This window comes from Brevibacillus choshinensis, from assembly GCF_001420695.1.
GTDB lineage: Bacteria > Bacillota > Bacilli > Brevibacillales > Brevibacillaceae > Brevibacillus > Brevibacillus choshinensis.
Map to the genome: position 1 here is coordinate 1132631 of NZ_LJJB01000010.1, position 23996 is coordinate 1156626.

Here is a 23996-nt window from a genome sequence, read left to right on the forward strand (position 1 = left end):
AATCGTTCACATATGACTTCTCCGGCTAGCTGCGCTCTGGCACGTGCATGAGAGCCTCCATAGGAAATCTCCCCTTCCCCAATAAAGCCTGCGTGATACCCGACACTTACCTTGAGTGTGGCAGGTTGCTCTTTGCCCTTTCCTCCGGATACCTCGACGCGATTTGGCGAGATCTCCCGCAATCTGACAGACGAAAAGTCAACTGTGCTATCCGGGGTTAGATAGGCATAAGGGTTCGTGACCTCGTATAGCAGCTGTTCTTTCACGGTCCCCAGATGAATGACTCCACCTGTACCCTCTATTTTGGAGATAACCGCTGTTCCATCCTGGTCGATGTCGGCAAAAGGAAAACCCAGCTCTGCGAGTCCTGGCACATCCTTTTTTCCCGGATCAGCAAAATATCCTCCTGTGATTTGTCCTGCGCATTCTAGCAGATGTCCGATCACCGTACCTTGCGCCAGTTTGTCCTGCTCCTGCCACGACCAACCGTAGTGATGCATCATTGGGGCCAAAAACAAAGAAGGATCGGCTACGCGTCCAGCAACAATGATATCAGCCCCCGTCTCCAATGCGGGTAAGAGCGCCTCCGCTCCGATGTACGCGTTGGCTGAAATCAGCTGACCATAGACAGACAATGGCTCATTGGATTCCAGCGTTCGCTGCTCGGGATGCATCTGCTCCAACACATCGTCACCTGTCACAGCCGCTACCTTGATTGCAATGCCTTGTCGTTTGGCAATCTCGACGATCTTCTCCGCAGCGGCAACCGGATTGGCTGCACCCATATTGGTCACTAACCGCACACCGTTTTTCTTTAGGATCGGCAACAGCAGCTCCAACCGTTTTTCCAACAAGGAATCGTAGCCCAAGGCAGGATTTTGCAGCTTTCTCCTTTGTGCCAACGCAATCGTGCGTTCTGCCAGACATTCCAGCACCAGATAATCTAGCTTTCCTTGTTCAGCCAGTAAGACGGCGGGTTCCAATCTGTCCCCGGCGAATCCTGCTCCAGAACCGATTCTCAACATTTTGATCACCTCATAATGTAATGGCACCTGTAGCGAGGGCGACAATGGTCATGACGATGGTCGTGCCAAATGCCCATTTAAAAATAAAGCGCTGATGCTCGCCCAGCGATACTCGACGCTGTCAATGGACTCAGCGGGAAGCCCGTCGTCATCTGACCCAAAATCGCTGCACGTCCGATCATCAGTGGATCCATGCCAAAATTGCTGGCGGTTTCACTGAGAATCGGCAGAACGCCAAAATAATAAGCATCCGGTGTAAAGACCAAGCTGAGCGGCATGCTCGTAATCGCCACGAGTACAGGTAAATAACCGGCGAGTGCATCCGGAATAATGGAGACCAATGCTGTAGCCATCGCTTCGATCATTTTTGTCCCCGTGAGAATTCCTGTAAAAATACCGGCTGCAAAGATCATCGTAATGACCATGACCACGTTTCCTGCGTGGCTGGTCAGTCTCTCCTGTTGCTCCTGCGGCTTCGGGTAATTCATCAAAAGTGCGATCGCAAAGGCGATCATGAATAATACCGGGAGCGGCAGCCAAACCTTTATCAATGCCACAACCAGCACGATCGTCAACATCAAGTTGAACCAGAACAGCTGTGGGCGTTTGGTATGTTCAGCACCCAATTGTACGTTTGCCTCTGAATCGCTAAGATCGATAATCCCAAGGCGGGTACGCTCCTTTTTGCCAAGCCAATAAGAGGCAAACAAGACCCAGATAATGCCCGCGATCATCGCAGGTATGACCGGATTAAACAACTGAGCCGAGTCTGTATGCAGGACTGTCATCGCTCTCGCTGTAGGTCCGCCCCATGGCGCGATATTCATGACACCTGCCCCGAGACAGACAATACCTGATAGGACGAGAGGGCTCATGCCCAAGCGTTTGTAGAGCGGCAGCAGGGCGGAAATCGTAATCATAAACGTCGATGCCCCATCCCCATCCAATGCCACAATCATCGTGATCACGGCGGTTCCGATCGCGACCTTCATCGGGTCCCCTTTGACCAGCTTGATCATCCTCGAAATAAACGGATCAAACAGACCCGTATCAATCATTAAGCCAAAATACAGGACGGCAAAGCCGACCATGATACCCGTTGGCGCGACTTTCGTGATTCCGTCGAGCATCATCTTCCCCATCTCTGGAGTAAACCCGCCGAGGATGGCGAAAACAAGTGGAACGAGAATTAATGAGACCATGACGGACACTCGCTTTGTCATAATCAAAACGAGAAAGAGTCCAACCGTCAAAAAACCAAATAACGCTAACATCTACAACCCTCCCATCTAGTTTGTTTTCGCTACCTAGTTATGCAAGCCGCATACCAAAAAAGAAAACGCTTTTATGAAGCGCTTTCTTTTTAAGGCAATTCTATTTTTTTATAATCGCTATCTGGAATATGTGCACAGAAGCACTGATCAGTTGAGGAAATCTCGCATTACACATTTTTAGAATGTTATTCTAAAAATTTAGAATCCTTGGAGGAGGAAAGATTGTATCTTCGCATCTTGTTGTAGAGGGTGGCCAGAGATATACCAAGTACGTTTGCCGCATTCTTCCGGTCCTCTACATCCTCGCCGAACTGCTTGAGCGTTTCGCGTATCCAATTGCTTTCCGCATCATCCACTACATCTCGTAAAGTAGGATTGGGTGCAGCTTGGGAAAAGTCAGGAAAGGACCGCTTCACCTGCTGCAGATAGGCTGGAAAATGGTTCAGCTGGATTTGCGTACCTTCCGCCATACAGATGCTGTAATCCACCGTATTTTTCAGCTCCCGAATGTTCCCCGGCCAATCGTACTGCTGCAAGAGCTGCAAAGCCTCTTCCTGAACCACAAAGCGAGGCTGCCCATGATCGGAGGATGCACCTAGGAAAGAGGCAACCAGCTCCGGAATATCTCCCCGTCGTTCACGCAAAGCGGGAATATGAATGGACAGGACATGCAGGCGATAGTACAGATCCTCACGAAAAAGCTTTTTCTCGACCAGCTGCTTGAGGTCTCGATTGGTGGCAGCAATCACACGCACATCGATCTCGCGCTCCCTGACTTCCCCTACCTTTCGAATTGACCGCTCTTGCAGAACGCGTAACAGCTTGGCCTGTAAATCGTAAGGAAGCTCCCCGATCTCATCTAAAAAGATCGTTCCTCCATTTGCGATCTCAAACAGCCCCGTCTTCCCACCCTTTTTCGCGTTGGTAAAAGAACCTTCCTCGTAGCCAAACAGCTCGCTTTCGAGTAAAGCGGCAGGGATCGCAGCGCAATTCACCGGGATAAAGGGACGATGAGCTCTCTTACTTTCGTTGTGGATGGATTGGGCGAACAATTCCTTTCCGGTCCCACTCTCTCCTGTAATCAACACGGGTAGCTTGGAATCGGCTGCTTTTTTGGCGATGTGAACGATGTCCTTGAGTCCTCTTTGTGCTCCTACGATGTGGTCAAAGGTATACTTCGTCTGGTAAAGAGAGCCCATCGCCTTCTCCAGCTGCAGGAGCTTCTCTTTATTTTTCTCCAGCTCCAAAGAGAGCTTGTGAACTTCGGTCAGTCCCTTGCAGATAGAGACAGCTCCGACAATCTCTCCCTGAAGCAGGATCGGGGCCATGTCCACGACATATTCGGTGGTTCCTTCTTTACGATAAATACCTGCACGAGTCTTTCCATCCCGCAGTGTGTCTGCCAGCTGAGCTCCTGGCCGGACTGATCGCAGCGGTTGACCTAAAATGACTTCGGGTCGTACACCTGTGATTCGCGTATATTCTGGGTTGATCAGACGGACGATCTCTTCCCGATCAATAACGAGAACACCGTCGTGGATGGAATGGATGATCGCTTGGAACCATTCCAGCTCCTGGTTGAGGTTATGCTGCAGCATTCCACCCTCTCCTTTCAAATCTCTTACTTACAATTGTACCATCCAAAGATACCTTTCTCCTGTAAATAAAGACTAGTATAGAAGCCAGAAACCAAATACTATCTATAGTAAGGGAACAAGCAGATCGGAAGGAAGAGATCCTCGCAAACAAACCTTCCAGAAGGAGGAACCTATCCATGAAAGAATTAGTTATTGCGGGCGCCATAGCTGCTGCGATTTGCTCTATCGTTTTGGGGGCGTCTCTGGCTTCCCCGATGGACACACCAGACGGCATGATCGCCTTGCACGATGAAGTGGACGGGGTATTCATAAGAAATGGGATGTTACTTGACTATCATTAACAGAACTGCCTGCTGCTCATAGAGATGTTGTTGTCATTATACATTCCAATGAAAAAAACAAGCTGGCATTGACCCCCAGCTTGTTTTCTTTCCTGTCCCTCTACTATTTTTCAGTTTGCCAATTCGATGAGGACGTCTCCTTCATTGACTTTCACTTCCTTGACGGTACCATTCCCTTCAGCGGCGATGGGGATCTCCATCTTCATGGACTCCAGTATCACCACATCCTGTCCCTCTACTACTGTGTCTCCTGACTTGACCAGCACTTTCCACACGTTACCTGCCATGCTTGCTACTACTTTACTCATACGTATTCCTCCCCCAATCTCGTCTTCTAGCATTTATCTGGCTTTCCATTTTACCAGGCTAGGCAGTTAAGATGATCGGCTGCCCGTTAGTCACGACAACCGTATGCTCGTACTGAGCTACCAGGCTTTTATCTGGCGTGATCAGCGCCCAGCCATCTTTGCCGTCTTTTACGTATTCCGTCCCCGTCGAGATGAACGTTTCGACGGCAATCACCAAACCATCCGTGAGTAATCTTTTATCCCACTTATCAAAGTAATTCAGAATATGGGTAGGTTCCTCATGCAGACTCTTCCCGATCCCATGCCCCGTCAAGTTTTTCACTACGGTAAAACCGTTGCGACGCGCTTCATTTTGGACGATGCGCCCAATCTGGCTCAGTTTTGATCCCGCCTTAGCCGATGCCAGCGCTTTATACAATGACTGTTCTGCGCATTTGCACAGTGCTTGCTTGCGGGCATCTCCTTCACCGACCACTATCGATGCCCCCGTGTCTGCATAGTATCCATCGAGCTCCGCTGACACGTCGATGTTGATCAGATCGCCTTCCTTCAGCCGATAGCCATCTGGTATGCCGTGAGCGACCACGTGATTGACACTGATGCAGGTGTATCCCGGGAATTCATACTCTCGCCTCGGTGCAGAATGGGCGCCGTATTTTGTTAACACATCTTTTCCGATCTCATCTAGTTCTTTTGTTGACACACCTAGCTTGACTGCTTGCAACATCGCTTCTCTCGCCTCTGCCACGATCCTGCCGACTCGTTTCAGACAGATCAAATCCATTTCATTTTGAATGGACATGTAGATATCCTCCCACGTGTAAAGAATATCTACATGATATCCTATTTATTGGTAAACGTCATACAAATCGCCTGAGAGCAAACGGTGACAAATCGAAATCCGTTTTCCCCTTCATTTGTCACACCAATCCCGCCCTTACCGAAACGAGATTGAGTTAATAAGTTCAAAATATGAACGCGTTCATTAAAAGTGAGAAGCCTATTATGAGCCCATGAAAAAAAGGGTCAAGTGAAAAAACTTCCTAGCTTGCACCCTGTCCCATCGCTTTCATTATGTTACGGATGTACCTCATCGTTTTTTCTGCGGCCTGCCCTGGCTCCATATCTCGTCTCTTGTTCAGGACAGTCGTCATCATCCCTTCCCAGATGAGCACAGCCATTTCATTGACTTCCTCAATCGTCTGGTCATCGACGTCCTGTTCTTTTTTAGCCAGCTCCAATAACGCTTTGCTGCGCGAGGTCAGGTCCGAGTCGTAGAGCATCGGCTTGATCTCATCCGTAAAGCCGATCAGATCACTCGAATAAATGGAAAAGTAATGATTCACCATCTCGTCCGTCCTCTTCCCTAGATCAGCAATATAGAGAGCATAGTAGATTTGCGGTTTTTCAAAAGAATGCTTGCAAAAACACTCCCAGCTAAGGATGTACTTCTCCACGTACGTCTGCCCTCGCTCCAGATATTCCGGGAGTTCTTGCAAATATTCTTTTACAAAACGCATGGAAGCAAAGTAAATCAGATGGGAAAGCTCGTCAAAGTAATTGTAGATCGTCGAGCTGGTGTAGCCTGCCCTATCCCCGATTTTGCGCGCGCTGACATTCTCGATGCCTTCTTCTTCGATGAGCTGTACCGTCGCGTCTACAAAATACTGTAGCATTCGCTTTACTTGAATTTCTCTTCTTGCCATTCCAGTACCGTCCTTTGTTCATTTTCGCCTTCCCTACAGCGAATTGATTTTTCTTCCTATTATAACGAGTTTAGACGAAGAAAAAACCAACCTGTGCATGGTTGGTTTTGATCCGATTGCTTTTACCCTACTCGCTCCATTGGTTGCTGGTCCTGAATGAACCGGATGGAAAGGCGATTAAACTCTTCGGGCTGATCGACGTTGACGACATGCCCAGAGTCCGTTACCAAATGGAGCTGGGAAAACTTTCTCTGGCTCACTCGGGCCTGAACAGCAGGGAGAAACATGTAGTCCTCCTCCCCCATGATGTACAGGGTCGGGATCGGAGGCTCGTCCGCCAGCAAATGATGGAGAAATCGATTGATTCCCCTCGTCAGTTTGAACCAGCGCTTGAACTCCTTTTGGCACAGCTTTTTCGCTTCCCTCACAAAAAGAGAGCGCGATTCCCGATGACGCTCATTGGGCATGATCACCCAGGCGAACAGGCGGTACAGCCACATGTACGGGACCATATGCTTGACCAAATTTCCGAGCGTGATGAGCACCTGGGAGCGGACGTTCAAGCGAGTCACTGCACCCCCCAACACCATCGATCTGATCCTGGATGGATATTTCGCTGCAATCGATTGAGCGATGATGGTCCCGAGCGACATGCACACAAAATGAGAGGAAGAAATCTGCAAATGATTCAACACGTCCACGATATCTTTGCCCACATCAGAAAACGTGTAGTCTACAAAAGCTTTTCGTTTGAGATCCTTTGACTTCCCATGCCCACGCAGGTCCACCAGTAGAATATTGAAATGCTCTTTGTACGGCTTGATCTGTTTATACCAAATGGATGAGCTCCCTCCTGCGCCGTGCACAAAGGTCACCCACTCTGCATTTTCATTCTGTATGTATACCTTATAATGAATCACTTATATTCCCCCTCCCTGTATTATAGTGGAGGGTTTGGCATGCAGAAAGCGCTGTCTTGTCATGAATTTGGCGTATTGGTGAAAAAAAAAGCGAAACCCTTCTATTATAGAAGAGTCTCGCTTTTCCATCCCGAGTCTCGCTTTTCCATCCCGAGTCTATGCTTTTCTCTTCCGACGCAGCTGGTAGTACGTCACAGCCAAAGCCAGTGCCAGTACGACCCCTTTGATAATATCGTAGGCGTAGTACGGCAGGTTGAGCATTGTCATTCCGTTCAGCAGCACCCCGATCAGGATCGCGCCGACAAAGGTACCAAAGACGTTCGGCTTCCCTGCTCCAAAAACTGAGAAACCTACGAACGCAGCAGCGACGGCATCCATCAGCATCGAGCCTCCGCTGCTGACCTGACCGGTACCGATCCGCGCAGCGAGAAGCATCCCGCCCAGCCCAGCAAACAGGGCAGACAATACATAAGCAAGCGTCCGATAGCGATCAACCGGAATGCCCGACAGGCGCGCCGCTTCCAGATTTCCGCCCGTCATGTACAGCATCCGTCCCTGACGCGTATAGGTCAAATAAATATGCGTGATGACCACGAGCAAGAACGTCAAAATAACAGGCACCGGCACAGAGGCGATTTCCCCTTGTCCCAGCCACAGGAACCACTCCTGGAATTTGCCCGGCGCCGTCGAGCCATCCTCCATCGGCATGTTTGCGTAGATGGAATACCCTTTAGAATATGTCATATGAATCCCGTTTACGATATAGAGCATCGCCAAGGTCGCGAGCAAATCAGGAATGCGAATTTTCACCACTAACAGCGCATTGATCAGACCGACCAACAAGCTCAGTGCAATAGGAACGATCAGTGTCATAAAAATACCTTGCTCGTGCCACACCATCATGGAAGCAGCTACGACTGTAGTCAAAGAAACCGTGGACCCCACTGAGAGGTCGAAGCCACCGACGATCAAGGAAAACGTCACACCAATCGCGACAAATGTCACAATCGAGATGGACCGTAAAATATCAGTAATATTGTCATAGGTAAAGAAATACGGGTTGGTCAGGCTAAAGAACAGCATGACGATGACGATCACCGCTACCGTTCCGTACTTGTATACAAAATCAAACAGGCTAAATTTCTTTCCTTCCATATTACTCACCTCCGCTTGCGTAATACATAATCAATTCTTGGGTAGCCTGCTCACGACTCAATTCCTTCACGATCCTGCCCTCAAACATGACGAGAATCCGATCTGAGATCCCGATGACCTCCTGAAACTCGCAGGAGAAGTAGAGGACGCCTTTCTTTTGTTCGGCTAGCTTCCCGATCAACCGATAAATATCGCTCTTCGCCCCGATATCGACTCCTTTGGTCGGTTCGTCGAACATAAAGACACTCGCATCTGTTTCCAACCATTTTCCGATGGCTACTTTTTGCTGGTTCCCCCCGCTGAGGAAGCCAACCAACTGGCTAATATCCGCCGTCTTGACACCCAGACGCTGGACCAGCTCCTTTGCCTGTGCCGTTTCCATTCCACTGCGGATAAAACCGAGTGGAGACCATTTGGCAATAGTCGCGACAGACAGGTTGTTTTTGACGGACTCTTCGACGAAAATGCCTTCTTTGCGTCGTTCTTCCGGTACGAGGACGATTCCCGCGTCGACGGCGTCTTTCGGGGTGCGAATCCGTACGGCTGATCCTTTTATCTTGATCTCCCCAGCTTCTGCCGCATCTGCTCCGAACAGCAAGCGTGCCAGCTCGGTTTTCCCTGCGCCGACCAAGCCTACGACTCCGACGATCTCCCCTTCGCGTACCGTCAGATCGGCGTTGCGTACTTTTCCACCTTTTGCTCCTGTCACCTCGAGGAGTGGCTCACCGATCTGGACGATTGCTTTCGGGAATTCCTCGGCAAAGCTTTTTCCGAGCATGTGACCGATGACTTCATCCATGTTGGTCTGTTCCGTCTCCGTCGTAATCACGTGCTGCCCGTCACGCATGATGGTGATTCGATCACAGATCTCAAAGATTTCCGGCAGGCGGTGGGAAATATAAATGATTCCGACTCCCGCTTTTTTCAGCTGGTCGATGATCTGAAACAGCCGCTCGCTTTCCTTGGTGCTCAACGGCGCAGTCGGCTCGTCAAAAATAACGAATTTGGCTTTCTGCACGGTCGCTCGCGCAATCAAAATCAGCTGTTTTTCCGACAGTGAGCATTCTTCGACGGTCATTTTCACAGGAATGGTGAACCCGAACCCGCGCAACAGCTCCTCCGATTCGGAGTAAAGACGCTGCCAACTGATCAGTCCTGAGCCATTTGCCTGGACGAGCTGATCCAGCAAAATATTTTCCGCCACGCTCAGATAGGGGATCAGCGCCGTATCGACTTCCTGATACACACATTGAATTCCCAATGCCTTGGCATCCTGTGGGGATTGGACCCGGACTGGCTGTCCATCGATTGAAATGGTACCGCCGTCCAACTGATACGCGCCCGTTAGAATTTTCATCAGGGTGCTTTTCCCCGCCCCATTCGCTCCGAGCAAGGCATGAACCTCGCCTGCCTTCACTTCGAAATCAACGGTTCGAAGCGCAGGCACACCGGAAAACTGCTTCTCGATTCCTTGCATTTGTAAGGTAGACACTCTATACACCCCCTAGATAAGGAAGATTCCCGTTGAGCGTTCAACGGGAATAGCCAACCATTCTATCCGATCTTACTTGCCCCACTCTTGTACATATTGGGAAAGATCAGCCATCGTTACTTTTTTGTCCTTTGGCAAATCTTCTTGTTTCACGAGAACAGGGTTCAGGTTCACGTTGTCTGGTACTTCTTCCCCTTTGATCTTCTTGAACACAGTCTCAGCCTGGATACGACCGATGTTGGATGGGTCTACCGCAGCTGTTGCCGTCCAAGGAGAATTTGCTTCTTGGATCATTTGCAGGTCTTCATCGCTCAAGTCGATAGAGTAGACTTTGATTTCTGTACGTCCAGCTTGTTGAATGGCACGTGTCGCACCCTTACCGAACTCATCCCATGCTGCCCATACGGCCGTAATGTCGCCTTTGTTCGGATACTTCTTCAGGATCGCTTCCATTTGGGATTGTGTATCCAGGGCGGTATTGTTGGTAGCCGAACCGAAAGCCGCGACTTCTTTGATATCAGGGTACTTTTTCAGGAAAGCATCATACGTGATTTGGCGTTTTTCCATGGGAGCAAAGCCCGCTACCCAGATTTTCACGATGTTTCCTTTGTTACCGTTGTCCGCAGCCAGCTTCTCCAGGCTCAGCTCAGCCAGCTTTTGGTCATCCTGTGCTACAGTCGGTACACCTGCAATTTTGATATCCGTATCAAACAGCACGACAGGAATCTTTTTGTCTACTGCTTTTTGTGCACCTTGTTGCAAAGCTTCTGCTGTACCGTGGTCAATCAGAATGCCATCGAAATGCTGGTTCACTGCTGCATCCAGGTTGGAAGCCATCTTCGCCAGATCGGTATCCGCGTTGAATACGGTCAGCTCGCCGCCGTTCTTCTCCACTTCTTTCTTGACCCCGTTAATGTACTGTGCCGAAAAAGTCCCAACATTTTGACGCATAATCAACGCAATTTTCTTTGTTTTCTCACCCGACGCGCCGTTCGGAGTAGCTGTTCCGGCTCCACCGCCGTTGCCGCAAGCAGTCAAAGCGAGAGAAGCTGTCAGTGCTAATGTTACGAGCAGACCAAATTTCTTTTTCATGGATGATCCCCCTTTGTAATTGACTCGTCGTAGAAAAGGTCGTGTTTTTTGCCAATCAGAAAAGCCTCTTTCCATCAGAAAGAGGCTAAAATCAGTGCGATTTCCCGCCTCTTATCTGTCAGGTACCTCTACCTGTTGGAGTTAGCACCTTGGCGCGCAAGAAACATCTCACGTGCTAGGTTGCCGGGCTTCATAGGGCCATTCCCTCAGCCTTCTCTGGATAAGAGTAGTTATTATTTTCGAAACGTTTGATTTATTATATACAGACTATAATCAATGCATTCGCACCTGTCAACTAGGTCTTTTTTTATTTAGCGTTCATCTGACAAAATCCCCCCACATTCTGGGAGGGATTAGGCTATCATGTGTCGAAATATCGGGAAATGATAGTGAGTCAGTCTGCGGTGGAGATGCCCGATGAGCCTAATAAAAGAAGTCATCCTTCAAATGTTCTTTGTCCTGATTCCCTTTGTTTTGTTCAATATTTACTACCGAGACAAGATGAGAAATTACAGCAGGAGTTTCATCCTCTTCACCAGTTCAATCAGCTTGTTCCTCGCGATGACTTTTGCCTCCAGCGTCGTAGACGGAGTCATTTTTGACATTCGGTATGTGATTATGTTCTTTGGACTTGTTTACGGTGGTATCCAGACAGGTCTTCTTTTGCTTGGCGAGTTTGTCATTTACCGGTTATATTTGGGGGGCGAAGGGTCCGTCGTCGCCTTGGTCATTTCCGTTTTTTCCTTTACGGTGTCTCTGCTAATGTACCGATCGTATAAAACAACTCACCGGAAAACGTTATTCACGATTATGGCGGGCATGTTGTTCTCCATCATCGCTCTATCCCTTACCTATTTGTATTTTCCCCACTACTTTGTCGAACATCTGACGTACCACTTTATCGTTATTCCGCTGCAGAATTCTCTCGGCATCTGGATACTGATGTACCTGTTCAGCAAATCAGTATCAGACAAGGAAATTTTCATCAAGCACGCACAAAACGAAAAAATCGAAACGATGAGTCACGTCGCCGCATCACTCGCTCATGAGGTGCGCAACCCGCTCACTGCCGTAAAAGGCTTCTTGCGCTTGATGCAGGAAAACCCGACGGACTTAACCAAGAATACCCAGTACATGACGATCTGTATGGACGAAATCCAGCGAACGGAAATGATTCTCTCCGAATATCTGGCCATTTCCAAGCCTCTGACGAATCGTTATGAGCAGGTAAACGTCGCGGACATGTTAAAGGTCATGCGAGCAGTCATGTCACCTTTCGCTATCTTGCACAATGTGGAGCTGGAAGTCCGGACACCCGAAACTTCCGTCACGATCATGGCCAACCCGGACGAAATCAAGCAAGTGCTCGTCAACTTCATCAAAAATGCGATTGAGGCCTGTGCCAATGTGCGAAAAGGAAGGGTGTTTCTCTCGCTGATGGTCGAGGAAGGCAAAGCGATCCTGGTCATCAAAGACAACGGGGTGGGGATGGACGAAGGACAAATGAAGCGTTTGGGGTCGATCTACTTTTCCACAAAATCTAGCGGAACGGGCCTGGGCCTTACGTATTCCTATCACGTCATCCACACGTTCGGCGGCACCGTCACTGTGAACAGCAAGCCAAATGTAGGTACGAAATTCTCCATCATCTTTCCCTATCAAGAGTAAATCCCCATACCCTGTAGCGGATATGGGGATATTTTTATCTTTTTTTACGCCTGTACGTTGCGTTCTACTTTTTGCACAAAGTTATCTACCAGTTGCTGAAGCAGCTTTCTGCCCATTTCATCGGAAAACTGACCAGCCTCGTCGAACTTCGTGTGAAGCTGAGGAACCAAAACCTCTGGGCGACCTACCGCGTCTAGGTTGAGAGCAAACATTTGCTCACGCAGATGCAGTTGTCCGCGGGAAGTACCAAAACCGCCCGGTGTTCCTCCCATGATGGCTGCAGGTTTCGATGCGAGTGGTGTGCCTACAGCTTGACGGGACAGCCAATCCAGGGCATTTTTCAGAACACCTGGAATCGACCAGTTGTACTCTGGAGAGCTGATCAAAAACCCGTCCGCAGATTTACATAGCTCTACCAGCTGAAGCACCGATACAGGCAGTTCTGCTTCGAGATCTTGATTGTAGTGAGGTAGCTGTGAAATGTCTGCCAGCGTGAATGTGTAATGTTCAGGCAAGAAGCCTTTTGCATTCAAAAGCAGCATCGTATTCAGAGAGCCTTTACGCAAACTTCCAGAAATACCGACGATATGTGGTTTTCCTGTCATAATAAATATGCCTCCTAATAAATAAACTTATTCATATATTTTGTTTCGTAATCACACGGTTTATCATACAGGATTTGGTTCCTGATTGAAAGCATTTCCTTTTCTGAAAAAGAATAAAGGCTGCCGAAAACGTTTTCGGCACCCCTTTGACTACTCCTCTTCCCTCTTCTCATTTTGCTGTTGGATTCTTCTCAACAACTCCTAGCTCTCTTGGAGTAGCGATGGGAAGTTGTTGACCCCCTGAAAGCCTGCTGGATCAGATCCGGGAGATCGACGAAAAAAAAGAGGTGGGTGTCTCCAATGTGACGGTCGATCTGCGCCGTACCCTTTCAAAAACAGAGCTGACCAATACGTACGCGCAGTATTGGGACAACGGGAAGACGACTTTCCAAGCGGAGAGCAACGGGCTGTTCTTGCAATTCGAATACACGCCAAAAAAATAATAATCTTGTGGGCTGTTACGAACAGCCCCTTTCCCCGTCTTTATCCATGAAATGAAAAAGGCACTATCCATGCCACTTAAGCGCTAAGGAGAGGAATTTACAAATGCTGAAAAAATATTTCTTGTCCCTTCTAGCCATCGGGCTCGTGACTTGCTCGTTTGCCCCTCTGTCTGGCCAGCCTACAGCGGCCCTCGCCGTGGAAAAGCAGAGCACCAGTCAAACTTCCCAGGCAGAGCAGCTCAAGCTGCTGGAGAGCGCCATTGTCCCAACTACAGCGCAGGATACTGTCGAGCTGTGGGCAAAAGCTGTCCAAATGAGAAACGGCGCTCTGCAATATGCGCTGTTTACCCAAAATGCAAAGCAAGGGGCCAAAGCATCGATGGAAAGCTTTCACTGGGTCACGGGAGCGTCGAGCCCGTGGGTCGAACAGTACCGAATCGAACGACTGCAGGTAGATGGCGAGCAGCCTCTCGAACAAAAGTTCCAGGTGGAATTTGATTTGGTGACTTCTACGGGGACATATGGTACAGATCAAGCCGAGGTCACGGTCGTCCAGCAAGGCAGCCAATGGTACATCCAAGGTCTTGGACCTGTCTCTGAAAAATCCGTCGGGATCTGGAATACACCTGAATCGATCAACGAAAAAAGCATCGAGGACAGCTTTACCTTGATGAAAACGTACGACAGCCCCATGGGGTATCGTATCCAACTGCCGGAAAAAGCTATGAGTCAACTGAAATTCGAATCTGCCGCATGCACTAATGAGGAAGGAAACCCTCCGTGCCTGCACGTTTATTTCAAAGACACGACTGCCAAGAAGGACGTGATGCTTGCTACTGTGATCCTTCTTAGCAAAGAGCAGGAGAAGCTCCCTTATTATTTAGAGCATCCTTTTATCAATAAACTGGGAGAAAACAAGCTAGGCGCATACTATTCTCTCTTCCCGAGTGAACACCAATACGCTGGGGAGGAAGAATCTGAGCAAGGGAAGGCATGGAGTGCTTTACTAGAACTGCTGCAGACGAGGATGGCCCATTTCAATTTGATGCCTTGATTGCTAGATAGGGAAAGCTCCGCGGTATGGTACCGGGAGCTTTCTTTCGTTTTACTTCACTACTGTTTTGGCTACAAACCCTACAAGATTTTTCCCATTTGCATCTTTGGAAGATCCGTAATAGAATCCGTTGCTCTCCCCTACCACTTGGACGAGCGTATCTTTGATTGCGCTGCCCCTAACCTGATTAGTGCCACCGTATATTGCGTTACCAACAGCTTGGACACGCTTGATCGACAGCTACAATCGTTTTCAGAAAATGCTAAAAAAATATTGTTTGATGCCCAAATAAATAAGGAGACCGGGATGTCTTAAATGAAACACATACGATCAACTGATGCAATTGTAGCCCTGGCACACAAAAAAAGCATAGATACATCTGAATAGGTCGAACTTGCTCTTAAGCAATTAATAAAGAAAAAAGAGCGGATTAACTTCAATACCGTGTCCAACCAGTCAGGTGTGTCTAAATCTTATTTATATAATTCCCCTGATTTCCGCAATAGAATAGAAATGCTTCGTAGCCAGCAGCAACAGGTATCATTATCAAAGAATTTAAAACACATTATGCGGGACGAAAGTAAGGATGCATTGCTTGAAGTAATGCGAGAACGAATAAAAGAACTAGAACTCTTGAATAAGCAACTAAAAATAGAAAACGTGCGACTTCACGCTAAATTATTCGAACAGATGTAATTTTTAGCGCAAACGTAATTTGTGAAAAGGTCAATTCGCTACATCTATTCGGTCTAAAGAATTTATCATATATGTAGTTGGTTCTATACTAACTATTCAGCTATTTAAATATATGGATTAAGTTGGATATATGTTCTTTGAAAATAAAGTTTTAGACTGAACCCAATAAATGATACAGCGGCGACCTAAGACCTGAAAATAAAGTCTTAGACTGCCGCTGTTGTTATTGAACTAACGAACCCTTAGTTCAATGATGAGTGGCTCCTGCAAAAGTAGATAATGTTCCGCGAAAATAATGATTTAGCCTGATCCCGCGCAGGTTTTGAAGCCGATCTACCAGTAGGAAGGCGTTCTGTATGATTGATTAATAATAGGATGGTGCTACTTTCGTTTTTTGGACTCCACGTAGCTTTCATAATTTCCCTCATAGACGATAGCGCCATCTGAATGAAGCTCCACGATTTTGTCCGCCAGTTTGTTAAGGAAATACCGGTCATGGGATATGAAAAGAAGGGTGCCTTCATACTTCGTCAGCGTGGACTCCAAAACTTCCTTACTGGATAAATCCAGATGGTTTGTCGGCTCGTCCAGCACCATGACATTCGCTTCTGCCAGCATGAGCTTGGACAGCGCGACACGTGCTTTTTCACCGCCGCTGAGCGAAGCTATTTTCTTGATTACATCCTCACCCGAAAACAGAAAGTTTCCGAGCACTCTCCGAATCCGAGCCTCTTCGATCTGGGGGAAATGACTCCACACCTCGTCCAGAATCGTTGCATGGAGTTGCAGGGAAGATTGCTCCTGGTCGTAATATCCGGTCGTCACCTCCTTTCCCCAGACTACTTCTCCGCTGTCCGGCAAGAATTCGCCGATGATAGTCTTTAACAGCGTTGACTTCCCAATACCGTTGGGACCGATGAGAGCGACCTTTTCGCCTCGGCGCAGTTGAAAACTAATATTCTTCAGCAACGGTTTGCGATCGTTGCTTTCTCCGAAACAGATCTCGAGATCGCGAACTTGCAATACTTCTTTGTGAGATGTTTTCCCGATATCAAACGACAGCTTTGTCCGCTTTAAGTCCCCGAGAGGCTTGTCTATCCTCTCTAATCGATCCAGCTGCTTGCGTTTGTTTTTTGCGCTTTTCGCAGAGGTGGCACGGACAATATGTCGCTCAACATATTCCTCCATCTTGGCGATCTGTTCTTGTTGCATGGCGTACTTCTTAGCGTGAATTTCTCGATTTTTCTCCTTCTCGATCACGTACTTGGAGTAATTACCTGTGTAGCGTCGGGCTTCGTTTCTTTCCAGTTCATAAATGACCGTGACGAGCGAGTCCAGAAAGTACCGGTCGTGTGAAACGACGAGGATCGCGCCGGGATATGAGCGTAAATACCCTTCCAGCCATGTCAGAGTCTCAAAATCCAAGTGATTGGTCGGCTCGTCCAATATCAGCAGATCCGGTTCACTGAGCAGCGTCTTTGCAAGTGCCAGTCTTGTTTTCTGGCCTCCGCTTAGCGTATGGATCGGGGTATCTTGCGAAAAGCTCCCAAAGCCCATCCCATGGAGAATTCCTCGGATTTTTGCCTCGATTTCATAGCCGCCATTCTGCAAGAACCAATCCGCTTTTGCAGCGTAGCGCCTCATCGTTTCTTCATATTTCTTGGCATCCGCCATCCATGCAGGGTCGCTCATTTGTCCTTCCAGCTCTCTTAACTCTTTTTCTACCTGGAGCATATCGGTGAAAACACCGCGCATTTCTTTTCCAATCGTATTGTCCAATTCCAGCCCGCTATTTTGGCGTAAATAGCCGATTTTTGCGCCCTTTGCGAGATAAACATCTCCTCGGTCATAAGGGAGTTCACCTGCAATGATCTGTAGAAGGGTAGATTTTCCGGCGCCATTCACCCCGATCAGACCAATCCGTTCACTTGTTTCAATCTTCATAGACACTCCAGAGAGCATCGGCGTGCCCCCGTAGCTTTTGCTGATTTCATTTAGTTGCAGTAACATGTACGATCACTCTTTCCTGATATAGTAGAATCCCATCCTTTCATCACCATTTCGCCAACCTGGAATCCATAAGAACAATTTCATCTTGTTTTCCTCCTTTTGAGAACGCAAAAAAGACGCCGAATAATACCGGCGTCTTCATTTACGTTGTATGAACGAAATCTGCAATCATAGTAAATTTATGTTGCAAATGTTACTGGAAGTAGGCTAAAAGTACCGGCACCTGTTTTCGATATGAAATTTGCTTGCCTAAAAAAGGGCAGACTGGTCCCATTGCAAGCAAATCCCCAAGCAAAATAGGTGATTTTACCAATTGCGGTGCATTCGCGAAAACAGTGTACATCACTTTAGCCTCCTTTCTCAGATTAAGATAAATACTTAACCCTCTTAACAATAGGCGATAAAAGATAAAAAATCAAGCCTCGGCACCAATCCTATCTAGCTGAGTCACGCCTTTCCGGTTGAACCCAGAACCTCCAAATAGTGCCGATTGTACATAATGCCTAGGATGTTCCCAAAGGGATCAACCACGGAGGCAGTAACGAACCCCTGACCGCGCTCTGTGGGTGCCTCGTACTCTTTCGCTCCCATAGACAGCAGATTCTCGAAAGTTGCTGTTACTTCGTCGACGTGCCAGTACACGACAGCACCGCCCGGGCGGCCGTTTGCCGAACCATCAGGTGCGTAGCGGCTATCGATCAAGCCAAAAAAATAATTACTTCAAAATTTTACCTCCCTTATACATTAGGGAGGTTCTTTTTGGAATGGTTTTGGGCTAAGGGAAAGCTACTCTTACGATGTGTATATATTTATAAAGTAAGAACCTGTGATTTTTCTATTATTTTTTCAACTTAGTCTTGATTTAAGTATGTCCCCCGTTTTTATCGGTCCGTCCCGGATGGGCATCCGCTACGCTGAAAGGGATCACCAAAATCGAACAGGCCAAAATGAAACGATAGAAGTATTTCATCGCAATCCTCCTCACACAAGATTATCTAGCACTACTTTACTAAATTTGTATAAAAAAAGGATATTCCCACTCCACTTACTGCTAAACAAAAAAGAAGTCACCTCACATGGAGGCGACTAGCTATACAAGCTCCCATGCAACCGCGGGCGATGACGATACGCCCCCACGGGAATTTGTATCAAACTCGTTTTCCCCTTTGGAGCCATCTGGTAGAGCTCATCAGCGGCGTTCACATCATACCCGAGCAATGGATGTCCCCCCCACCCCAAGGCAGTGGCTGCCACAAGCAATCGCTGCACGAGCATTCCCGCTTCCATCTGTTGCACGCGATAGCCTCTATACCCCAAGGCCGTAATGAGATGATCATGATCTCCAGCCACATGAAAGCACATCGGTACTTGAATCAGATTCACATTGCCAAGTGACATTGCGTACTGCAGCCAGAGCCGATGATCTCCATGACGTACCGACTGCAGAGCATGAGCAGCACAATTGTAGTGATAGGCACCATCGGTGATGCCTTCCACATTGTACAAGCATCCATACAGGGAGACACGTGACTCGGGCTCCTCCCTTTCTGCATCAAGATCATTGCGATAAGGAAAAGACATAGCCACCTCGTGCAACAAAGCAGCTAGCTGCTCTTGGCCCACCTTGCCCAATACGAAATCGCGTTCCGGGGAATACCGTTTCCTGCAGACGGAGGCAAAATCATACGACAGCCTTTTGACGGGTGGAAGTGCTACCACATGGCTCCGATCATCCCGATCGCTCTTCTCTTTTCCAATCGACCTGAACTGCCGGGTTGAATCGAATCGGGACGCTTCGTTCATGCATATCAGCATCGGATACTCTTTTACCTTGCGTGACCGGACGTAGTGCTCGTGCGCAACAGCCTCCAACTCCTCGCACAATTCAGCGGAAGAGATATACCTTTCTGTCTCCTTGCTGTTCGCAAACCATTCGATCCCCGGTTCTACCGACAGAGGAATGACCGCATAGACACCTTCCTCTTGTTCAGATACCCCTAACAAATGATGGACCGCCTGATCAAGAAACTGAAAGTACACCCCCGCCTCGTAGCCAAACCGTTTGGCCACCTCCAGCAGCTGACCGATGACAACACCCGCATCCAATCCTTGCAGACGATAGGCAAAGTTGTGGTATTTAAAGTAGTTTTTCCAATACATCGTCGAGACGAAAACGGTAGCAAAGCAACGGGAAATGTCACAGCGATTGCCAAGTGCTCGCGCCACATACGAATCAAAATTACCTTCTCTCAGCAGCACGAGTCGATGGTGCGCCACATCATAATGATAAATGCCGCAAGACTGCTCCGTTTTCAGGTAGACGTACAATTCGCTCGGATACAGCCCGCCCCCCGAGGGAACGAACCGCCGAGACGACTGCATCGGCGGTCCATAAACGTTCCCCAACGGGTCCAATTCCATTCCGGATTGACTAAATTGAGTAAGCCCAAATACGTACCAGAGAAAATGCCCCAGCTCGTACAGGTCAGGCTTTGCTGGCACGACTCGATCCTCTAGTGTCAGCGGTACTTCAGAGGAGAGCGGAATCGCAGGCAAGCCTCTGTAGAGCTTGTAGGACAGCGGCGCGTCTTCCCAATCCACCTCGTATTCCACGGGTTTGGCCTTGTCTGTGACGAAATGCAATTCGTGCAAAAATGCCTCTAGGCTCATCCTGTTCCCTCCTCGTCACGACTTATGGAAACGGATGCGGGTGTGGATTGAGCTCTTCAGATGTTAATGGCTTTGTCACATACCCTAATTCCATCGGCACTCGCAATACCCGATCCAGTCCGGTCACACGAGTCAGATGGTGTCCAAACGTCATGGGCAGCATCCCTGGAATGAGCACTTTTACGCAATGCAGTCCGTTCCGCAAGATTTCAGGCGTCGTCTGATCTACCACAACGACATCTACATTCAATTGCTTAAATTTCTGAAGAATCACCCTGAGGTCATCCGTTAAATCGTGATTCCACTCCCAAGCTTTGAATTCATCTGCGAATGTACGCAATGGCCGCTGATCATCGAGGAGAAATTGTAGACGTTCCTCCGCTTCGGGCAGAGCGTACAACATGGAGTGGTCATCCATCTTCCGTACTCGAGACGAATCATGGAACATTTGCACGTACTCTTCCCGATTTGCCTCAAATTTATCGTTTAGTGTCAGCAGCATCGCCGCCACCTCGTAGATCGAGCTTTTCACTGCTCGTATCGGGTCAGGATGTGCTCCACCCGCGCAAATCACATTGAGCCCCTGTTCTTTCGTATTCTTCGCCAGCGTCCACACACTCGGAATCCCGTTTTCCATCGTCGCATTAAACAAATGAATCTCGTATCCAGCTACTGCTTTCAGTCGGTCGAGCATCAAGCGCAATTCATGGTCATGAGTGGAATAAGGATCAAGACGTGGGAGAGCTAAATTCGCGTACCACGTCATCAGGAAGGAATCGCGCTCGACCACCTCCAAAATGCCGTAGAAAATCGCCTCCTCCAAGCTCCCACCGAGTGCACATCCGTTGGAAGTCTCGAAGACAAATCCATCTCCGTAGCCTAGGCTGTAATACGCAAGAAGCTCCGGCACCAAAATCGGGCGTTCCTGCAAAAACGAATACCCCCATACCCAGCTCATGGTGCGGTCTGGATCAAATGGTTTGAATGGATAACGAGGCATCTCATACTGTTCCTTTGTGTGCAGTCCGACTGTGTTGGGATCCAATGCTTGATCCCTGAGGTTGCGAAAGGTATCACGAATCACCGTCCGCTTCCCACGAGGTGACATGCCACAATACCTCTCCAGGCCCTCTAATATCGCAGTCATTTCACTCTCTGCAAACGAATGCGTCCGTCCCGCTGTAGGTTCGTCTCCCCGAAACAACGGCAGATTCACGCTCACATCCGCAAAAGGGGACACGAGGTCTCGTATTTTTCCATTTAAAAAGCCTGTCCTGTAGTCCAGATAATCTTGGTTCAGCACTTTTTTCAGATCATCCATGGAACGGCAGCGATAGCTGTAGGGGCTGATCTTCGGACTAGGCTGCAACGAAATGCGTGCTGCTTCCGAAGTGTCCTCCGGAAAATGACCACACACCTTGCACGTCGGATCAGGCAAAATAAAATGCCGAGAGCTTTTTAGCGATTTCAGGTTGAGCAAATACAAATGCCCTTCCGCCAGAGAAGGATCCCCTCGCAAGATCTTCTGCGTCTGAGCCACGAGCAGATGAGACATTTGCAAAAGCCCGTTCTGCGTGGCCCACACGTCCTTCGGCGTTCCTCCATTTTCGCGTAGCCTTTGATGCATCTCCCACATTTCTTTTCGGTCATGACCCGCCATGAGTGTCCGCATATCCCCGCATTGAGAGCAACCCGGTATCCCGGGACGCACCAGCGGTCCGATTACTCCTTCGCCAAAAGAAACGAAGCCCCGCAGCCAAGGGACACCGGCTGACTGCAACATTTTTTCCGCCTCCATATGAACAAAAGGCTGCCAGTTATCGTGCAAGACGAGAGCCAGATCCGTCTCTTTTGGAACGCCTGTCTTCCATTCGGTCTGACGAACAACGACGTAGTGGCCAGCCAACTCTTTGCACACAAGATCAGCCAACTGCCCAGCGCCCACCACCATCACTACCGCGCTCAACGAGATTCCTCCTCTCGCAGCAATGCACCAAACACCCCTGCCAGCTCCTCTTTCAAAAAGGACTCCAGCGCCAAATCGCATAAGACGAGCCGCATGCCATTCTGTTTTAAAACCTGCAAGGAAGACTCCAAAAGCTCTGGGTGTCCCTCCTCTTCAAACGCCGAAATGACTAGGCTTTGCGGCTCATTTTCTTGCACCTGTACCGTAAAAGCCTTCTCGACCTGCGGAGTGAAGTATTCTGTTTGATTTTGCTTCTGCAAGAGGGCCCGTTGCAGCGATTTACGCAATGCCAAGGTGACGTTCAAGCCAACACTTCCATACCAGCATTCATTCGTCCCGACCCAGACAACGGGAAATCCGAGCACGTTTGCTCCCAGACCAACCTTTGGAGCCTCTTGCATAGCAGTCAAAGCTTGCACATAATATTGACAACGCTGATCCTCTACCTGACTCAGCACAATCGGAATAACCGTAGGCTCTTCGTCCTGTAGTTGTTTGCTCAGCTCCTCTGACAAGCACTGTTGCAATGCCCGGCAAATACCCTCCGCTACTGTTTCACCCGCTCCGACACCGACTCCCCCCGCCATGCGCGCAACGTACGACTCGATACCAGCCAGCCCTGCTTCTTTTCGCGCCTCCTCATGGGTCAGACCTGAGCAGACCATCTCGGGCAATAGCTTTGCCGGTCCCTCCGACAACGGGTCAGGTACCTGAATCAAGCATTGGGCCAACGGAAGCTGAATCAAGTCCTCCTCATCCAACCGATGAAAAATTCCTGTTGTGGCCGATGTCAGCGTGCTGAAGTAAGAGATCAGCCCGCTTGCCTCCTGTTTTGTTGCAGTCAAATCCAACTGCTGTTCAAAATCCTCTATCCATTTCCCTTGCGTTTGCCCTGTCACGAACGGATGCGGTGTAAAGGAATGCCAGCTCCCCTCCAACGTCTCCCCATTAAGCAGGAAGATCCGGTTTCGCAATTCCGACTCGGTCACGGCCGCAACGGCTTTGAACCATTCAAAAACGACTACATTCGCCAGCATCGCTGCTGCTGTTGCAGAGAAGGGCTGGACTTGCTGTTCCTTTCCTAACGCAGTTTGGTGGATCCGCCTCCATGCCGACTCCCAACATCCCTCGGAGTTCGGATCGACTAGTGGCCCTGCAAGACCTACCTGTTCCAGCATGACAGCAGGTAGTAACATCTTGCCTTCCTCTTTGCAAATCGTTTGAAGCAATCGTAATTCTTCGATATCCCCCGTCTGTGACACGTACAGAATGGCATCAAATGGCTGCACTGCCTCCCGCCAAAAGCTACCGTTCTTCTGTGGCATCGCCAGCTCCTCGATCGCCACTTCCGGGTCCATTTTCCGAGCATGTGCAGCAAGCTCCTCTATCCGCTGTCGATTCGTTGGCGCAGCATCTGTGATCAGCATGTGGAACTTGGGTAAGCCAGAGTCCAACAGCGACGCTACCAATGAGACAAAGAATGAGCCAGACCCTACTGCTACTACTTTTGACTGTCGATAGCCCATAAAACGGTACGCACCCGAATCAGCCAAATTACTCAGAAATTCGATTTGCGGGCCATACTGGTCGAGAACCTTCTCCGGCAAATGATGGGGCCGGTCTTGGCTTACATCTTGGACAAACCCGTTTTGGTATAAGCTCCGTGCAATGTCAAACACCTGATCACGGTATTCGTCCGGTAATCCATCTGTCAGCTCTTCCAGCGTGTGCTCCCCATTAAACATGGGCAACAGCTGTTCTACCCACTGATCGATCATGCTTCCTTCCATACGAAACGAGCCTACGTTGTTCCGGAAATACACGCTGCCCTCCGGGTCAGGGAGAAAAAACGTGTCCCTTTTTACCTTCAGACGCATAGAAGAGGCCAAATTTGTCATGTCACTCCTCCTAACCGTAAGCCGTTTTCCTCGATCGCTTTCATCGTAATCTTATGTAAGGCTATTTGTCCGTCA

The 23996-nt window shown here is 48.8% G+C and carries 20 protein-coding genes, 3 pseudogenes and 1 riboswitch (1 of these 24 cut by a window edge); of the genes and pseudogenes, 5 read left to right on the forward strand and 18 right to left on the reverse strand.

Annotated elements, in window-relative coordinates; translation table 11 throughout:
• The 3 genes and pseudogenes from AN963_RS15610 to AN963_RS15620 all read right to left on the reverse strand — a co-directional run.
• Positions 1–1025, reverse strand: partial view of an acyclic terpene utilization AtuA family protein gene (locus AN963_RS15610; protein ID WP_055745470.1) — the 5' portion only. 292 nt of this gene lie to the left of the window's left edge; the window shows 1025 of its 1317 coding nt (coding positions 1–1025); its start codon is at positions 1023–1025; the stop codon falls past the left edge of the window.
• A 10-nt stretch (positions 1026–1035) separates the two neighbouring features.
• Positions 1036–2299 (reverse strand): annotated as a pseudogene (locus tag AN963_RS15615) (CitMHS family transporter).
• A gap of 185 nt (positions 2300–2484) precedes the next feature.
• Positions 2485–3897, reverse strand: coding sequence for a sigma-54 interaction domain-containing protein (locus tag AN963_RS15620; RefSeq protein WP_055745471.1), 1413 nt, complete (start codon positions 3895–3897; stop codon positions 2485–2487).
• 176 nt (positions 3898–4073) lie between these two features.
• On the opposite strand from AN963_RS15620, the gene AN963_RS31205 reads away from it, so the two are divergent.
• Complete coding sequence (locus tag AN963_RS31205) at positions 4074–4238, forward strand: hypothetical protein (RefSeq protein ID WP_161827289.1); 165 nt, start codon at positions 4074–4076, stop codon at positions 4236–4238.
• 110 nt (positions 4239–4348) lie between these two features.
• On the opposite strand, the gene AN963_RS15625 is transcribed toward AN963_RS31205, so the two are convergent.
• From AN963_RS15625 to AN963_RS15655, 7 genes are all read right to left on the reverse strand, one after another.
• Complete coding sequence (locus tag AN963_RS15625; RefSeq protein ID WP_055745472.1) at positions 4349–4546, reverse strand: acetyl-CoA carboxylase biotin carboxyl carrier protein subunit; 198 nt, start codon at positions 4544–4546, stop codon at positions 4349–4351.
• A 58-nt stretch (positions 4547–4604) separates the two neighbouring features.
• Positions 4605–5348, reverse strand: a complete 744-nt coding sequence (gene map / locus AN963_RS15630; RefSeq protein WP_055745473.1) for a type I methionyl aminopeptidase — start codon at positions 5346–5348, stop codon at positions 4605–4607.
• 241 nt (positions 5349–5589) lie between these two features.
• Positions 5590–6252: a TetR/AcrR family transcriptional regulator gene (locus tag AN963_RS15635; RefSeq protein WP_055745474.1), complete on the reverse strand. Its 663-nt coding sequence runs from the start codon at positions 6250–6252 to the stop codon at positions 5590–5592.
• A 122-nt stretch (positions 6253–6374) separates the two neighbouring features.
• The gene (locus AN963_RS15640) at positions 6375–7172 is read right to left on the reverse strand and encodes an alpha/beta fold hydrolase (protein WP_055745475.1); all 798 of its coding nucleotides are present in this window, start codon (positions 7170–7172) and stop codon (positions 6375–6377) included.
• Between the two features lie 156 nt (positions 7173–7328).
• Positions 7329–8327 carry an ABC transporter permease gene (locus tag AN963_RS15645; RefSeq protein ID WP_055745476.1) on the reverse strand — a complete coding sequence of 333 codons (999 nt, stop codon included), beginning with the start codon at positions 8325–8327 and terminating at the stop codon, positions 7329–7331.
• Position 8328: 1 nt separating this feature from the next.
• Positions 8329–9819 (reverse strand): sugar ABC transporter ATP-binding protein, encoded by a 1491-nt coding sequence (locus AN963_RS15650; protein ID WP_055745477.1) that lies wholly within the window; start codon positions 9817–9819, stop codon positions 8329–8331.
• 72 nt (positions 9820–9891) lie between these two features.
• Positions 9892–10911, reverse strand: coding sequence for a sugar ABC transporter substrate-binding protein (locus AN963_RS15655; protein ID WP_055745478.1), 1020 nt, complete (start codon positions 10909–10911; stop codon positions 9892–9894).
• A 108-nt stretch (positions 10912–11019) separates the two neighbouring features.
• A riboswitch (SAM riboswitch) is annotated at positions 11020–11138 on the reverse strand.
• A 190-nt stretch (positions 11139–11328) separates the two neighbouring features.
• Between AN963_RS15655 and AN963_RS15660 the strand changes: the two genes are divergently transcribed.
• Positions 11329–12579: an ATP-binding protein gene (locus tag AN963_RS15660; RefSeq protein ID WP_055745479.1), complete on the forward strand. Its 1251-nt coding sequence runs from the start codon at positions 11329–11331 to the stop codon at positions 12577–12579.
• Between the two features lie 44 nt (positions 12580–12623).
• Here AN963_RS15660 and AN963_RS15665 read toward each other — a convergent pair whose 3' ends face one another.
• On the reverse strand, positions 12624–13184 hold the full coding sequence (locus AN963_RS15665) for an NADPH-dependent FMN reductase (RefSeq protein ID WP_055745480.1): 561 nt from the start codon (positions 13182–13184) through the stop codon (positions 12624–12626).
• A 302-nt stretch (positions 13185–13486) separates the two neighbouring features.
• On the opposite strand from AN963_RS15665, the gene AN963_RS31210 reads away from it, so the two are divergent.
• The 3 genes and pseudogenes from AN963_RS31210 to AN963_RS31960 form a co-directional block, all read left to right on the forward strand.
• The gene (locus tag AN963_RS31210) at positions 13487–13627 is read left to right on the forward strand and encodes a hypothetical protein (RefSeq protein WP_161827290.1); all 141 of its coding nucleotides are present in this window, start codon (positions 13487–13489) and stop codon (positions 13625–13627) included.
• Between the two features lie 103 nt (positions 13628–13730).
• Positions 13731–14681: a hypothetical protein gene (locus AN963_RS15670; RefSeq protein ID WP_055745481.1), complete on the forward strand. Its 951-nt coding sequence runs from the start codon at positions 13731–13733 to the stop codon at positions 14679–14681.
• 408 nt (positions 14682–15089) lie between these two features.
• Positions 15090–15377, forward strand: a pseudogene (locus AN963_RS31960) (DUF6262 family protein); the annotation flags it as partial.
• A gap of 381 nt (positions 15378–15758) precedes the next feature.
• Here AN963_RS31960 and AN963_RS15675 read toward each other — a convergent pair.
• From AN963_RS15675 to AN963_RS15695, 7 genes and pseudogenes are all read right to left on the reverse strand, one after another.
• On the reverse strand, positions 15759–17387 hold the full coding sequence (locus tag AN963_RS15675; protein WP_055745482.1) for an ABC-F family ATP-binding cassette domain-containing protein: 1629 nt from the start codon (positions 17385–17387) through the stop codon (positions 15759–15761).
• Positions 17388–17580: 193 nt separating this feature from the next.
• Entirely contained in the window at positions 17581–17730 is a 150-nt protein-coding gene (locus tag AN963_RS31965) for a hypothetical protein (protein WP_236707994.1), read from the reverse strand.
• 104 nt (positions 17731–17834) lie between these two features.
• Positions 17835–18092: pseudogene (locus AN963_RS15680) on the reverse strand (VOC family protein); the annotation flags it as partial.
• A 157-nt stretch (positions 18093–18249) separates the two neighbouring features.
• Entirely contained in the window at positions 18250–18357 is a 108-nt protein-coding gene (locus tag AN963_RS30910) for a YHYH domain-containing protein (protein WP_152985674.1), read from the reverse strand.
• Positions 18358–18473: 116 nt separating this feature from the next.
• Complete coding sequence (locus AN963_RS15685; RefSeq protein WP_055745483.1) at positions 18474–20057, reverse strand: SagB family peptide dehydrogenase; 1584 nt, start codon at positions 20055–20057, stop codon at positions 18474–18476.
• 22 nt (positions 20058–20079) lie between these two features.
• Complete coding sequence (locus tag AN963_RS15690; RefSeq protein ID WP_055745484.1) at positions 20080–22023, reverse strand: TOMM precursor leader peptide-binding protein; 1944 nt, start codon at positions 22021–22023, stop codon at positions 20080–20082.
• Positions 22020–23921, reverse strand: coding sequence for a putative thiazole-containing bacteriocin maturation protein (locus tag AN963_RS15695; protein WP_055745485.1), 1902 nt, complete (start codon positions 23919–23921; stop codon positions 22020–22022). The genes AN963_RS15690 and AN963_RS15695 overlap by 4 nt, the downstream gene beginning before the upstream one ends.
• Between the last annotated feature and the right edge of the window lie 75 nt (positions 23922–23996).

What these genes read in the sequence shown, in the direction of transcription:
- AN963_RS15620 (WP_055745471.1), bottom strand. Translation starts at nt 3,897, where the DNA reads ATGCTGCAGCATAACCTCAACCAGGAGCTGGAATGGTTCCAAGCGATC.
- AN963_RS31205 (WP_161827289.1), top strand. Translation starts at nt 4,074, where the DNA reads ATGAAAGAATTAGTTATTGCGGGCGCCATAGCTGCTGCGATTTGCTCT.
- AN963_RS15625 (WP_055745472.1), bottom strand. Translation starts at nt 4,546, where the DNA reads ATGAGTAAAGTAGTAGCAAGCATGGCAGGTAACGTGTGGAAAGTGCTG.
- map (WP_055745473.1), bottom strand. Translation starts at nt 5,348, where the DNA reads ATGTCCATTCAAAATGAAATGGATTTGATCTGTCTGAAACGAGTCGGC.
- AN963_RS15635 (WP_055745474.1), bottom strand. Translation starts at nt 6,252, where the DNA reads ATGGCAAGAAGAGAAATTCAAGTAAAGCGAATGCTACAGTATTTTGTA.
- AN963_RS15645 (WP_055745476.1), bottom strand. Translation starts at nt 8,327, where the DNA reads ATGGAAGGAAAGAAATTTAGCCTGTTTGATTTTGTATACAAGTACGGA.
- AN963_RS15655 (WP_055745478.1), bottom strand. Translation starts at nt 10,911, where the DNA reads ATGAAAAAGAAATTTGGTCTGCTCGTAACATTAGCACTGACAGCTTCT.
- AN963_RS15660 (WP_055745479.1), top strand. Translation starts at nt 11,329, where the DNA reads ATGAGCCTAATAAAAGAAGTCATCCTTCAAATGTTCTTTGTCCTGATT.
- AN963_RS15665 (WP_055745480.1), bottom strand. Translation starts at nt 13,184, where the DNA reads ATGACAGGAAAACCACATATCGTCGGTATTTCTGGAAGTTTGCGTAAA.
- AN963_RS15670 (WP_055745481.1), top strand. Translation starts at nt 13,731, where the DNA reads ATGCTGAAAAAATATTTCTTGTCCCTTCTAGCCATCGGGCTCGTGACT.
- AN963_RS15675 (WP_055745482.1), bottom strand. Translation starts at nt 17,387, where the DNA reads ATGTTACTGCAACTAAATGAAATCAGCAAAAGCTACGGGGGCACGCCG.
- AN963_RS31965 (WP_236707994.1), bottom strand. Translation starts at nt 17,730, where the DNA reads ATGTACACTGTTTTCGCGAATGCACCGCAATTGGTAAAATCACCTATT.
- AN963_RS30910 (WP_152985674.1), bottom strand. Translation starts at nt 18,357, where the DNA reads ATGAAATACTTCTATCGTTTCATTTTGGCCTGTTCGATTTTGGTGATC.
- AN963_RS15685 (WP_055745483.1), bottom strand. Translation starts at nt 20,057, where the DNA reads ATGAGCCTAGAGGCATTTTTGCACGAATTGCATTTCGTCACAGACAAG.
- AN963_RS15695 (WP_055745485.1), bottom strand. Translation starts at nt 23,921, where the DNA reads ATGACAAATTTGGCCTCTTCTATGCGTCTGAAGGTAAAAAGGGACACG.